General features: G+C 34.8%; 10 protein-coding genes and 3 tRNA genes. 6 read left to right on the plus strand and 7 right to left on the minus strand.

What is annotated here, in order from left to right:
- On the plus strand, window positions 1-228 hold a 228-nt coding region (locus ES677_RS12095), incomplete at its 5' end, for a transposase (RefSeq protein ID WP_246124521.1).
- 100 nt (window positions 229-328) lie between these two features.
- Window positions 329-697, plus strand: a complete 369-nt coding sequence (locus ES677_RS12105) for a transposase (protein WP_246124523.1) — start codon at window positions 329-331, stop codon at window positions 695-697.
- A gap of 242 nt (window positions 698-939) precedes the next feature.
- Here the strand turns inward: ES677_RS12105 and ES677_RS12110 are convergent.
- The 4 genes from ES677_RS12110 to ES677_RS12125 all read right to left on the minus strand — a co-directional run bounded on the left by ES677_RS12110 (window position 940) and on the right by ES677_RS12125 (window position 3,395).
- A tRNA-Arg gene (locus ES677_RS12110) sits at window positions 940-1,013 on the minus strand.
- A gap of 53 nt (window positions 1,014-1,066) precedes the next feature.
- Window positions 1,067-1,141, minus strand: a tRNA-Pro gene (locus ES677_RS12115).
- Window positions 1,142-1,158: 17 nt separating this feature from the next.
- A tRNA-Ser gene (locus ES677_RS12120) sits at window positions 1,159-1,246 on the minus strand.
- 100 nt (window positions 1,247-1,346) lie between these two features.
- A complete protein-coding gene (locus ES677_RS12125) occupies window positions 1,347-3,395 on the minus strand; it encodes an HD family phosphohydrolase (RefSeq protein WP_148381386.1) in 2,049 nt (682 codons plus the stop codon).
- 156 nt (window positions 3,396-3,551) lie between these two features.
- Here ES677_RS12125 and ES677_RS12130 point away from each other — a divergent pair, with 156 nt between their 5' ends.
- On the plus strand, window positions 3,552-4,730 hold the full coding sequence (locus ES677_RS12130) for an acetyl-CoA C-acyltransferase (protein WP_148370846.1): 1,179 nt from the start codon (window positions 3,552-3,554) through the stop codon (window positions 4,728-4,730).
- A 19-nt stretch (window positions 4,731-4,749) separates the two neighbouring features.
- Entirely contained in the window at window positions 4,750-5,499 is a 750-nt protein-coding gene (locus ES677_RS12135) for a C40 family peptidase (RefSeq protein WP_148370847.1), read from the plus strand.
- A gap of 74 nt (window positions 5,500-5,573) precedes the next feature.
- Here the strand turns inward: ES677_RS12135 and ES677_RS12140 are convergent, their stop codons facing one another.
- Together ES677_RS12140 and gyrA are read right to left on the minus strand one after the other, a co-directional pair.
- Window positions 5,574-6,812 carry a tetratricopeptide repeat protein gene (locus ES677_RS12140; RefSeq protein ID WP_148381387.1) on the minus strand — a complete coding sequence of 413 codons (1,239 nt, stop codon included), beginning with the start codon at window positions 6,810-6,812 and terminating at the stop codon, window positions 5,574-5,576.
- A gap of 58 nt (window positions 6,813-6,870) precedes the next feature.
- Window positions 6,871-9,426 carry a DNA gyrase subunit A gene (gyrA, locus tag ES677_RS12145; RefSeq protein ID WP_148381388.1) on the minus strand — a complete coding sequence of 852 codons (2,556 nt, stop codon included), beginning with the start codon at window positions 9,424-9,426 and terminating at the stop codon, window positions 6,871-6,873.
- Window positions 9,427-9,688: 262 nt separating this feature from the next.
- Here gyrA and ES677_RS12150 point away from each other — a divergent pair, with 262 nt between their 5' ends.
- Window positions 9,689-12,241 carry an ATP-dependent Clp protease ATP-binding subunit gene (locus ES677_RS12150; protein ID WP_148381389.1) on the plus strand — a complete coding sequence of 851 codons (2,553 nt, stop codon included), beginning with the start codon at window positions 9,689-9,691 and terminating at the stop codon, window positions 12,239-12,241.
- A gap of 68 nt (window positions 12,242-12,309) precedes the next feature.
- Window positions 12,310-12,702, plus strand: a complete 393-nt coding sequence (locus ES677_RS12155; RefSeq protein ID WP_148381390.1) for a hypothetical protein — start codon at window positions 12,310-12,312, stop codon at window positions 12,700-12,702.
- A gap of 71 nt (window positions 12,703-12,773) precedes the next feature.
- Here ES677_RS12155 and hutH read toward each other — a convergent pair whose 3' ends face one another.
- Window positions 12,774-14,282 carry a histidine ammonia-lyase gene (gene hutH / locus ES677_RS12160; protein WP_148370852.1) on the minus strand — a complete coding sequence of 503 codons (1,509 nt, stop codon included), beginning with the start codon at window positions 14,280-14,282 and terminating at the stop codon, window positions 12,774-12,776.
- Between the last annotated feature and the right edge of the window lie 84 nt (window positions 14,283-14,366).

Below are 14,366 nucleotides of genomic sequence, written 5' to 3' on the forward strand. Positions count from 1 at the left end.
TTGGCTCAGTGGCATAACGAAGTAGAAAACTCAAATTTTAAGTCCTTCAATACCATTGCAAGGTCTATACAAATCCATTACAAACCAATTTTGAATTATTTTAACAACAGGAGCACCAATGCTTCCGCGGAATCTTTTAATGCAAAAATCAAAGAGTTCAGGTCGATGTTTAGAGGCGTAAGAGATGTTAAGTTTTTCTTGTTTAGACTTACTAAATTATATGCCTAATTTATGTCACTCCCCAAAAATATTCCTTGATACGAGTTCAGGTCGATGTTTAGAGGCGTAAGAGATGTTAAGTTTTTCTTGTTTAGACTTACTAAATTATATGCCTAATTTATGTCACTCCCCAAAAATATTCCTTGATCCGTTTAAGCTTCATCCAACTATTGAAAAAGCCTATAAGTTAGCGCAAGCACTAAGTTATATATATGAAAACAATACGAATAAAGATGTAGCAAGACTAAAATTGGCTCAGTGGTATAACGAAGTAGAAAACTCAAATTTTAAGTCCTTCAATACCATTGCAAGGTCTATACAAATCCATTACAAACCAATTTTGAATTATTTTAACAACAGGAGCACCAATGCTTCCGCGGAATCTTTTAATGCAAAAATCAAAGAGTTCAGGTCGATGTTTAGAGGCGTAAGAGATGTTAAGTTTTTCTTGTTTAGACTTACTAAATTATATGCCTAATTTATGTCACTCCCCAAAAATATTCCTTGATCCGTAAAAACAATACAGATAGTTTGAAATCATTCATTTTTAATCGATTTTTAAAAATGGTACACCTGAAGTAAAATGGTACACCTAATAGTACTCCTTAAAAGAAAAGATATCTTCAAAATATCCAATCTTAAGAAACACTCTAAATCCTTGTGAAGTATTGTAAACCCTATAAACCAAAAAAGACCTACTGAAAACAGTAAGTCTTTTTGTGAGCCCGACAGGATTCGAACCTGTGACCGCCTCCTTAGAAGGGAGGTGCTCTATCCAACTGAGCTACGAGCCCGTAACTATAAAATTTGAAATGTCACACCTTTAGTATGACATTTCGGTAATTTGTCGGGGTGGCAGGATTCGAACCTGCGGCCTCCACGTCCCAAACGTGGCGCGATAACCGGGCTACGCTACACCCCGATTTGGTTATCTAATTGCGGAGAGACAGGGATTCGAACCCTGGGTACCCTTTTGGGGTACGACGATTTAGCAAACCGCTCCTTTCGGCCACTCAGGCACCTCTCCAGTAATTTTGCAATGAACTTTTTTTACCTCCGTATTGCGGATGCAAATGTAAGACAAGATCTCATATATCGCAACATTTTTTAGTACTTTTTTTTAAAAATTATTCGGGGTATTCAATTCTAAGATGGTAAATATTTGCAAGCTTGCGTTTTAGGACTTTTTTAATCACCTGAATTTCTTTAAAAGTAATGTTCGCATTTAAGAATTGGTCCTCGTCCATTTGTTTATTGAGTATGTTTTCGACAAATTTATCAATTTTAGTAGACGTTGGGTCTTTTAAACTTTTTGATGCCGCCTCCACACTATCACACATCATTAAGATAGCTGTTTCTTTACTAAACGGCTTGGGCCCAGGATAAGAGAAATCGGTGATAGAAACATCCTCATTTACCCTTTTCTCTTTCATATAAAAATAATACACCGTACTTGTACCATGATGGGTTCTTATAAAATCGATAACGCGATCTGGTAAGTTATTTTTTTTAGCTATTTCTATTCCATTTATAACGTGACCCACTATAATGCGCGCACTTTCTATTGGAGATAAATCATCGTGCGGATTTACGCCCGAAGATTGATTCTCGGTGAAATAGGTAGGATTTCTCATTTTACCAATATCATGATACAACGCTCCTACCCTAACCAGCATAGCATTTGCACCAATTTCGTTAGCAGCAGCTTCAGCTAAGTTAGCGACGTTTAAAGAATGATGAAACGTTCCTGGCGCATCGTTAGAGAGTTGTTTTAATAGTTTAGAGTTTGTATCTGAAAGCTCTAATAAAGAAACATCAGATACCAAACCGAAAAGTTTTTCGTAGATATAAATTAATGGCTGTACGAATAAAGTTGCTAGCCCACACAGTACAAACATTGCAAAGGTTTCCCATTTTAAAGTTTCTACGCTGCCCTCATGAATAACGAAAAAAGCAAAATAGGCAATAATATAAATCAAAGTAATTTGTCCAACAGAGATAAATAAATTAGCTCTTTTATACAGTTCAGAAACCGTTAAAATAGTAACGATACCCGCTATAATTTGTAAGAACATATACTCGTAACTATTAGGGACAATAGACCCTAATAACAACACCGTAATAACGTGAGTGAACAATCCTAAACGGGCGTCGAAAAAGGCTTTTAGAACCAAGGGTAGCATCGCTAAGGGTATAATATAAATGTATTTAGAGTTGTAATTAACCATTAAGCTAGTTAAAAAAACCATTAATAATATATTGAAAAATATGAACGTTACTTTGGTATCATTTTTAAAAACGTCTAGTCGGTATTTACGTAAGAAAAGCAATAGGATCATTAAAGCCAAAGCAACCAATAATGTGTACGCAAATACTATTAAATTGTAATTAGATTCGTTCCAGACTTGCGATTCATATTCCGATTCTAACGATTTTAAAATCAAAAATTTATTACCTTCAACAATTTCACCTTTAGAGATGATTAGTGTCTCTTTTTCAATACTTCCTCTTGTAAAAGAAATAGATTGCACTGCTTGATTTAAAACAGTCTCCGTAAATATTTTATTATAAGTTAAATTAGGTTTAATAATATCGAAAAACAAGGCTATATATTCACTTTCATACGTCTCCAAATTAGCTTTCTTGAGCTTTTCTAAAACATCATTTTTTATATTTTCAAGCTGATAAATATTAGAAAATTGGGTTTTGTAGCGCTCTACCCGATCTTCTAAAATAGTGACGTTGGTTGTTTTTGCGCTAGATAAATTATCTTCTAAAATCCCAAATTCATACAACTCATCAACGATTTGCTCTCCTTGCCTTTTTAGCGAATCCCCTTCATCACCATAGATAGAATCGGGGAAAATTTTGTGAAAATTACCCTGATAATCCCTTTTTACAATAGGTAGTACTTTAGTATCTATCGAGAAATACTTTACAGCGCTAGATTCTATGTCCTCTTTCTCTTTGGACAGTTCTATAGGTGTTTTTTGAATCGCAAAATTAAAAGGTGCGTATAAGGTTTCCGACTGCCATGGTTTTCCTTTTTCAAAGTTGTATTTAAAACGACCGCTTTTCGGAAACAAATACACTATTAAAAAAGTGGTGGCTATAAATAGAATTACCTTATATAAAAGAGAATGGTTTTTATAAAACGTATTTATGAAGTCTTTCATCAATAAAAAATAGTAAATTATTTTATCTTAACCCAATGGTTTAGCACATCAAAAGTACTAAATATTGTTTTTAAAGCACGTTAATATCGATTTAAGGTTCTCCTTTTTGCTAAAAAATGATTAATTTCGCTGAACATATAAAAAATTTAAAACAAAATGAGTAAAGAAGTAGTTATTGTATCGGCAGCCAGAACCCCTATAGGTAGTTTTTTAGGCGCACTATCAACCATTCCTGCACCAAAATTAGGGGCTATAGCCATTAAAGGTGCTTTAGAAAAAATAAATCTAAAACCAGAATTGGTTGAAGAAGTTTTAATGGGAAATGTTGTGCAAGCAGGTACAGGTCAGGCTCCTGCCAGACAAGCTGCTATTTTTGCCGGAATTCCTAATACAGTGCCATGTACTACAGTTAATAAGGTATGTGCTTCTGGTATGAAAACTGTAATGCAAGCCGCACAATCTATAGCTTTAGGGGATGCGAGTATTATTGTTGCTGGGGGAATGGAAAATATGAGTATGATTCCTCATTATATGTATGCCAGAAAAGGAACTAAATTTGGTTCTGCTACGCTTATAGATGGTCTGCAAAAAGATGGTTTGGTTGATGCTTACGATCAGAATGCGATGGGAGTTTCTGCAGATGCTTGTGCTACTAAATATAAATTTTCTCGAGAAGATCAGGATGCGTACGCAATACAATCTTACAAAAGATCGGCTGATGCTTGGGAGAAAGGAAAATTTAATAACGAAGTAGTTCCTGTTGAAGTACCACAACGTCGTGGAGAACCTGTTGTAGTGATTAAAGATGAAGAGTTTGAAAATGTAACATTAAATAAAATTCCTTCTTTACGTGCTGCTTTCTCAAAAGACGGAACGGTAACCGCTGCAAATGCATCGACAATTAACGATGGTGCCGGAGCAATGGTATTAATGAGTAGAGAAAAAGCTGATGAATTAGGATTAAAACCTTTAGCCGTTATTAAAGGTTACGCCGACGCAGCACACGAGCCAGAGTGGTTTACAACTGCACCTTCAAAAGCATTGCCTAAAGCTTTAGATAAAGCAGGTATTGCTCTTAAAGATGTTGAATTTTTTGAATTCAACGAGGCATTTGCAGTTGTTGGTTTAGCTAATATGAAAATATTAGGACTTACCGATAAAAATGTAAACGTAAACGGTGGTGCTGTTTCTTTAGGACACCCACTTGGATGTTCGGGAGTTAGAATTTTAATTACACTTTTAAATGTTTTAGAGCAAAACGATGCTAAAACTGGAGCAGCCGTTATTTGTAATGGTGGTGGTGGAGCTTCTGCTGTAGTAATCGAGCGTTTGTAATAGCCGTTAAAATGAACTAATGCAATACGGAATTTGTAATTTAAGTATCGTTCCCTTAAGATTTGAAGCCTCCGATGCCAGCGAGTTAGTCTCGCAGGTATTGTATGGCGATATCTTTAAAGTATTAGAACACCGTAAATCTTGGAGTAAAATTCGTTTGGCTTTCGATAAATATGAAGGATGGGTAGATAATAAGCAGTATAGTGAACTTACTGAAGAGCAATACACTGATTTGTCATCCCAACCGTTACAATTAACTACCGATTTAGTCGATTTTATTCAGGATAACGACAAGCAATTATACACAATACCTATGGGTTCTGTCCTTAATGGCACAGAGTTATTAAACCATACATTCGAAGGACACTCATCGTGCGCGATTAATGATAAAAGTACTATTATCGGTACTGCTTTTTCATATATAAATGCACCCTATTTATGGGGCGGTAAAACGCCTTTTGGTATTGACTGTTCTGGGTTTACCCAAATGGTTTACAAACTGAATGGTTACGCCCTTTTAAGAGACGCATCGCAGCAAGCAATGCAAGGGGAACCACTAAGTTTTATTGAAGAAAGTGAGCCAGGAGATCTCGCTTTTTTTGATAATAATGAGGGCGTAATAACTCACGTGGGTATTATAATGCAAGATAATTACATTATTCACGCCCACGGAAAAGTGAGAATAGATCGCTTAGATCACTCTGGTATTTATAATGTAGATACTAGAAAGCACACCCACAAACTAAGAGTCATTAAAAAAATTATATAATAAAAAAAGCCAACTTACAAGTTGGCTTTTTTTATACTTATTTTTCAGAATTCACTAGGTAAATCTTAAATAGATTAAATTTTATACTTTGCTTTAATCGCATTAAGTTTCGCTTCTTCGCCAATGGCGCTATAAATACCCTTTAAGGTTCTAGCAACATCTATGTTACCCTCGTCAATTCCTAATACGCCTTCTAAGTAAGGAATAGCTTCGTAATAAATATCAGATCTTTTCTTCTTAAGTTGGTCGTAGCGGTTATTATCTGAAGCCGAACTTCCTAATCCATTCATTTCTTTAATAACAGCAACCTCTTCTTCTAATATTAATGCTGCAATATTAGTCGCTGCATTAACATAAGCCGGATCTAATTGTAACACTTTTTTGTAGTACATTTTTGCCTCCTTTGCATTCCCCGCTTCAGCAGATAGTACGCCCAAGTTATATAATAAATCTTTATTATTAGGATCTTTCTGCGTCGCCTCTTTTATTAAATTAGTATACGCTTCTCTGTCTCCTAATTTGTAATGCATATTCGCTTCAATAAGAATTAAATCGATATTTGAAGGATCTGCTTCACGGGCTACTTTAATCGCTTTTAAACCTTTTTCAGATTCACCTAAACTATTATAAATTAAAGCTATATTTTTTGTGATTTCTGCCGTTTTAGATTCCGATTCTACATCCTTAGGACTGATATGCGTTTTAACCTTATTTACATAGACATCTCTAGTTACTTTATCGAAAGATTCTTCTTCTCCTGTCTCTTTGTTAGTTGCTAGATATTGCATTTCAACACCCGTATATCCCAATTCTTTTAGTTCAAGATAATGCTTAAGTGCTATTTCTACTTCTTGAGCACTAACAGCACTGGCAGCTGCGTAATATAAATACACTTGATCTGACGGCACAAGAGCGTAAAGCATTTCGAATAATTTAGCTGCTTCGCTATATTTTCCTGAGGTATATAAATTATTAGCTTTAGTTAATAATTCGTTTTGAAGTGATTGCTTAATCTCTGAAACTTCGCTAACGTAATTATCGTCCACTTTAGTCAAATCACTAATCGCTATTTTAAAATCGGCATTCGATCCTGCTCCATTAGCATAATAGGCTTGCGCTTTATTAAAATAGTATTTAGATTTTAATTTATCATCCATAGAACCTACCATAGATTCTAATTCTGATACCACTGATTTTGCCTCAGCGTAATTATTATTTTTTACGGCCCTTTCTAAAGTTCTAAGCTCTCTTTTTTGCGCAAAGGTCGTAATAGTAACCATTACTGCTAAAGCAAATATGAATTGTTTTTTCATCTGATTTATAATTTGTATTTAATTTTAATTCTTAAATAATCAATAGTTATGCCAATAATTATTCGTTATCTGTTGTTAAATCTTCGTTAGTTTCTTCCGACACCTCAGTTGTGTCAACAGTCTCTTCAGCCAATTCAATAACATTACCATCGTCATCAATAATAACGTCGTCTTCATCTTCGTGCAATACTTTAGCAACAGCAGCGATAGCGTCTTTTCCTTTTAAATTAATAAGACGAACTCCTTGTGTTGCGCGTCCCATAACTCTTAAGTCTTGAACAGCCATTCTAATCGCGACTCCAGATTTATTAATAATCATTAAATCATCTTGATCGGTTACATTTTTAATGGCCACTAAGTTTCCTGTTTTTTCTGTTACAGAAATTGTTTTCACCCCTTTACCACCACGGTTAGTAATTCGGTAATCGTCTAAACTAGAACGTTTTCCGTAACCATTTTCTGAAACCACAAGAATGTTGCTTTCCATATCGTCTACGGCGATCATTCCTATAACTTCGTCTGTTTCACTTTGCAAAGTAATACCTCTTACTCCAGAAGCACCACGACCCATTGGTCTTGTTTTGGCTTCTTCGAAACGAATTGCTTTACCCGATTTTAAAGCTAACATCACTTGACTTTCACCTGTTGTTAATTTAGCTTCTAGTAAAACGTCGTCTTCCTTTACAGTAATGGCGTTAATACCATTAGCTCTAGGTCTAGAATATTGCTCTAAAGAGGTTTTTTTAACCTGACCTTTTTTCGTTGCCATTATTACATAATGACTGTTAATGTACGCTTCATCTTTAAGATCTTGAGTACAAATAAATGCCATTACTTTATCGTCTTGTTCTATATTTATAAGGTTTTGAATCGCTCTACCTTTCGATGTTTTACTACCCTCTGGTATTTCGTAAACACGCATCCAGAAACATTTCCCCTTTTGGGTGAAGAATAACATATATTGGTGGTTAGTACCCACAAATAAATTTTCTAAGAAATCTTCATTACGTGTTGTAGACGCTTTTTGTCCTACACCTCCTCTATGTTGCGTTTTGTATTCTGAAAGCGATGTACGCTTAATATATCCTGCGTGAGAAATAGTAATAACCACTTTCTCATCTGGAATCATATCTTCGATACTTAGGTCACCACCAGCGTACTCAATAATACTTCGGCGTTCATCACCATATTTATCTCTAATTACAATCAATTCGTCTTTAATAATCTCCATTCGACGCTCTTTGCTTAATAATATAGCTTTAAGATCTTCGATAGTTTTCATTAATTCTTCATATTCCGTACGCAACTTGTCTTGTTCTAGACCCGTTAACTGACGCAAACGCATTTCGACAATAGCTTTGGCCTGAATTTCTGAAAGTTTAAAACGTTCAATTAAGTTAGAGCGCGCTTCATCGGCATTCTTCGAGGCTCTAATAATTGCGATTACTTCATCAATATTATCAGACGCTATAATTAATCCTTCTAAAATATGAGCACGCTCTTCAGCTTTGCGCAATTCGTATTTAGTACGTCTTACGACAACATCGTGTCTGTGTTCTACAAAATAATGAATTAATTCTTTAAGGTTTAATAATTGAGGTCTACCTGCTACTAATGCAATATTGTTAACGCTAAAAGAGGATTGTAAAGCCGTATATTTATATAATTTGTTAAGTACAATATTTGGTATAGCATCACGCTTTAAAATATAAACGATACGCATTCCGTTTCTATCCGATTCATCACGAATACTCGCTATCCCATCCATCTTTTTATCGTTAACTAAATCGGCAGTTTTTTTAATCATATCTGCCTTGTTAACTTGATAAGGGATTTCGGTTACGATAATACACTCGCGACCATTAACCTCTTCGATATTTGCTTTTGCACGCACGACAACACGACCACGTCCTGTGTGGAATGCTTCGCGTACACCATCATAACCATAAATTGTTCCTCCTGTAGGAAAATCGGGAGCCGTAATGTGCTGCATTAATTCGTCGATCTCTATGTCTTTATTTTCAATATAAGCCATAGTACCATTGACAACCTCTGTTAAGTTGTGCGGCGGCATATTAGTTGCCATACCTACGGCTATACCGGAAGCACCGTTAATTAACAATCCTGGCACCCTTGTAGGCAACACTGTTGGCTCCTCTAAGGTGTCATCAAAGTTTAATTGATGGTCTACAGTTTCTTTATCAATATCGGCAAGCATATCCTCAGATATTTTACGCATACGTGCTTCTGTATAACGCATTGCTGCTGGACTATCTCCATCTACAGAACCAAAATTCCCTTGCCCATCTACTAGCATATAACGCAAACTCCATTCTTGAGCCATACGTACCATTGCATCGTAAACAGAGGTATCACCGTGTGGGTGGTACTTACCTAAAACCTCCCCTACAATTCTCGCAGATTTTTTATGCGCACTATTGGCTCTAACACCCAGTTCGTGCATACCAAAAAGCACACGTCTATGAACGGGTTTTAAGCCATCTCTAACATCTGGTAGAGCACGTGACACAATGACTGACATTGAATAATCAATGTAAGCCGACTTCATTTCATCTTCAATGTTAATCGGGATAAGTTTTCCTCCTTCTGCCATTATATAATATAATTAAGTATTTATGAGTGTTTCAAAACGTGCTAATATAATCAATTCATTAGTGACAGCAAGCCTTTAAGCCCTTTCTTTTAACACTTTTTATTAACAATTAATAATCTGCCTTTTTTAATAAGTAAGTTGTTAATTATATTGATTTAATAATTTTTTTTTGTCTCTTAGCTAAGTACATATTATTTAAGGAATAGTTTTTGCCATTGGTAATATGATTTAGTAATTTTAAGCATAGAAAGTAAACTATTATATGGACGATAATTTTTCACCACGAGTAAAAGATGTTATTGCTTTTAGCAAAGAAGAGGCGTTACGCCTTGGCCATGATTTTATAGGTACCGAACATTTAATGTTAGGTCTTCTAAGAGATGGTAATGGTAAAGCTATTAATATATTGAATGCTCTAGATATAGATTTAAACCACTTAAGACGTAAAGTTGAAATACTAAGCCCAGCAAGTCCAAATATTTCAATTGTAACTAACGAGAAAAAGAATTTGCACCTAACGCGTCAAGCAGAACGTGCTTTAAAAACAACCTTTTTAGAGGCTAAACTTTTTCAAAGTACATCAATAAACACAGCACATTTATTGCTGTGCATTTTAAGAAACGAAAATGATCCAACAACCAAACTTTTAAATAAGTTAAAAGTGGATTACGATAACGTTAAAGAACAATTTAAGTTTATGATAACAAACGACGATAATTACATAGAACCAAAAGCAGAATCGTTTCCAGATGATGACGCCAATACAAGCGACGATAACGACTCTAAAGATATTTTTAATACACCGACACCTAATAAAGGGAATAAAAAGTCTAAAACACCTGTTTTAGATAATTTTGGGCGCGACCTCACAGCAATGGCTGAAGAAGGAAAACTTGATCCAGTGGTGGGGCGTGAAAAAGAAATTGAGCGCGTGTCTCAAATTCTATCGCGACGTAAAAAAAATAACCCTTTATTAATTGGAGAGCCCGGTGTTGGTAAATCGGCTATTGCTGAAGGTTTAGCAAATAGAATTGTAAAACGAAAAGTGTCGCGTATTCTTTTTAATAAGCGTGTCGTAACACTAGATTTGGCCAGCTTAGTAGCAGGTACAAAATACAGAGGACAGTTTGAAGAACGTATGAAAGCCGTAATGAACGAGCTTGAAAAAAATGATGATGTCATTTTGTTTATCGACGAAATTCATACCATCGTTGGCGCAGGTGGAGCCACCGGAAGCTTAGACGCTTCAAATATGTTTAAACCAGCCTTAGCACGTGGAGAAATACAATGTATTGGAGCTACAACTTTAGATGAATACAGACAGTATATTGAAAAAGATGGTGCTTTAGAGCGTCGTTTTCAAAAAGTAATTGTCGAGCCTACTAACGAAGAGGAAACCATAGAAATCCTTAATAACATAAAAGAAAAATACGAGGAACACCATAATGTAGAGTACACGCCCGAAGCTATTGAGGCGTGTGTTAAACTTACGAGTAGATATATGACAGAGCGCTTCCTTCCAGACAAAGCTATCGATGCTTTAGATGAAGCAGGATCGCGTGTGCATATTACGAATATCGTGGTGCCAAAGAAAATTTTAGAACTCGAAAAACAACTTGAAGAAGTTAAAGAAACTAAAAATACGGTTGTTAAAAAGCAAAAGTACGAAGAGGCTGCGCGTTTAAGAGACGACGAAAAACGTCTTGAAAAAGAGTTAAGTATCGCTCAAGAAAAATGGGAAGAAGACACCAAACTAAATAAAGAAACAGTAACCGAAGATAACGTTGCCGATGTCGTGTCTATGATGACAGGAATTCCTGTAAATCGTATTGCACAAACAGAAAGTAACAAATTGGCTCAATTACCAGAACTTATTAAAGGTCGTGTTATTGGTCAAGAAGATGCGGTAGCCAAAGTAGTTAAAGCTATTCAGCGTAATCGTGCGGGACTTAAAGACCCCAACAAACCAATTGGTTCATTTATATTTTTAGGACAAACTGGTGTTGGTAAAACGCAGTTAGCAAAAGTGTTATCGCAACAATTATTCGACAGTGAAGATTCTTTAATTAGAATTGATATGAGTGAGTATATGGAGAAATTTGCGATTTCTAGATTAGTAGGAGCACCTCCAGGATACGTAGGTTATGAGGAAGGTGGTCAACTAACCGAAAAAGTAAGACGTAAGCCATACGCTGTTATTCTGTTGGATGAAATTGAAAAAGCACATCCCGATGTGTTTAATATGCTTTTACAAGTTTTAGATGATGGTTATTTAACAGATAGTTTAGGGCGTAAAATTGATTTTAGAAATACAATCATAATAATGACCTCTAACATTGGTGCTAGAAAAATAAAAGATTTCGGTGCAGGTATTGGTTTTGGTACAGCATCACAAAAATCTCAAGAAGATGCCAATACTCGATCAGTAATAGAAAATGCTCTTAAAAAATCGTTCGCTCCAGAATTTTTAAATAGAATCGACGACGTTATCGTATTTAATGCTCTAGAGAAAGAAGATATTAATAAGATTATAGATATAGAATTAGATAAATTATTGTCTCGTATTAAAGATTTGGGCTATACTTTAGAGTTATCTACAGCTGCAAAGGAATTTATTGCAGAAAAAGGATTCGACAAGCAGTATGGTGCTAGACCTCTAAAAAGAGCAATACAGAAATATGTTGAAGATACTTTGGCTGAAGAAATTATTAAATCTCATATTTCTGAGGGAGACATCATTAAAATGGATTTAGATAAAACCTCTAATGAGATTAGCATAGTGATAGAAAAATCTAAAAAATCGACTGAATCTTAAGTACTACATTAGGTAAAAAAAGGGCTTCAATTATTATAATTGAAGCCTTTTTTTATTAAATTTAGCTCATGAAAATTGAAAATAATAGTTTGGAGTTTTGCAAACTTACCTTTTATGAATACTATGTTGTTTCTATAATAAAAGAAGGTATTGTTTTGACGTCAGATTTAAGTTTAAAAATAACCGCTGTTATTTTAAATTTTTATCAGGATAAACCCTTTGTTTACATAACGGATAGGAAAAATAATTACTCTGTAGATCCTTTGATTTATAAAAGAACATCGCAAGCAACCAACTTATTAGCGTTCTGTATTGTTACGCAGAATCATTTTAATGAAAGCAACGTTGAAATAGAGCGTCTATTTTTAAAAAAACCATTAAAAGTACTTACCAGTGTTGTCGAAGCCAAAAATTGGGCAACTTTAATTTATAACAATTATTTACTTAACGAAACAAACTAACAAAAAAAACCTCTTTATAACTTAAAGAGGTTTTTTATAGATAAGAATATCGTTAATTTATTTAGTCATACTTAAAATAATTCTGCTGTATCAATTTGTAATTGCTGTAAAAATATAATAGAATTTTCTATTGGGTAATGTAGTACTTCATCTTCTTCAATAAACGGAACTTCTACTCTATATGAGCTTAATAATTGCTCAATAAACGGGCTTGACTGTAAAGGCTTTCTAAAAGCTAAGGCTTGTGAGGCATTAAATAACTCAATAGCCAAAATACGCTCTACATTATTAATTAAAGTAAAGGCTTGTGTTGCTGCATTTGCACCCATACTAACGTGGTCTTCTTGTCCGTTACTAGAAACAATACTATCTATACTGGCCGGACTTGCTAATTGCTTATTAGCACTAACAATACTAGCGGCTGTATACTGCGGAATCATAAACCCCGAATTTAAACCCGGATTATTAACTAAAAATACGGGCAAACCTCTTAAACCGGAAACTAATTGAAATATACGACGTTCAGAAATGTTACCAAGTTCGGCCATTGCTATCTTTAAATAATCTAAAGCTAAAGCCAGGGGCTGACCGTGAAAATTTCCACCAGAAATAATTTCGTCGTCTTTAGAGAATATGTTTGGGTTATCGGTTACCGAATTAATTTCGGTTTTAAACGTTTTTAAAACAAAATCTAAAGTGTCTTTTGTCGCCCCGTGAACTTGTGGAATGCATCGAAATGAGTACGGATCTTGAACGTGTTGTTTCTCTTGATTAATAATAGCGCTTTCATTTAAAAACTCTCTAATTCTTTCCGCCGTTTTTAATTGTCCGTTATGCGGTCGCACCAAATGAATTAGCTCATTAAAAGGATCCAGTCTGCCATCGAAAGCATCAATAGAAACACTCGCAATTAAATCGGCTAAATATGATAATTTAAAACTCTTCAGAAGTAAATACACGCCGTAAGCACTCATAAATTGTGTACCATTTAATAACGCTAAACCTTCCTTAGATTTTAAGGTAATAGGTTCCCAATTCAATATTTTTAATACCGCTTCCGAGGTCATTTCTTCGCCCTTATAAACCACCTCTCCTTTTCCTATTAATGGTAACGATAAATGTGCTAATGGCGCTAAGTCTCCAGAGGCTCCTAAAGAACCTTGTGTATAAACAATGGGCAATACAGAGGCGTTATACATAGCCACCAAACGTTCTACGGTTTGTAATTGTATTCCAGAATACCCGTAACTTAACGATTGTATTTTTAGTAATAACATTAGTTTAACCACAGCTTCGGGAACGCGATCTCCTGTACCGCAGGCGTGAGACATTACTAAGTTTTCTTGTAATTTAGTTAAGTTTTCGTTAGAAATTTCTACATTATATAAAGAACCAAAACCTGTGTTTATACCATAAATTGGCTTGTCTTGTTTAGTTAATTTATCGTCTAAATAGGTTCTACAATTAACAATGCGCTTTTTAGAGTCTTCAGATAATGCTAATGTTTTTTCTTCGGAAATTATAGTGCTTAAAGTTGTTAGCTCTAAGGTTTCAGAAGATATATAATGTACTGTTTCCATATATTTATTTTGAACCGTCAAAAGTCATCATTCAAGAGATATTATGCAAATAAATTCAACTTAATAATTTAATACTAATTTTAT

The sequence above is a fragment of the Bizionia gelidisalsuginis genome (assembly GCF_008086185.1).
Classification (GTDB): Bacteria; Bacteroidota; Bacteroidia; order Flavobacteriales; family Flavobacteriaceae; genus Bizionia; species Bizionia saleffrena.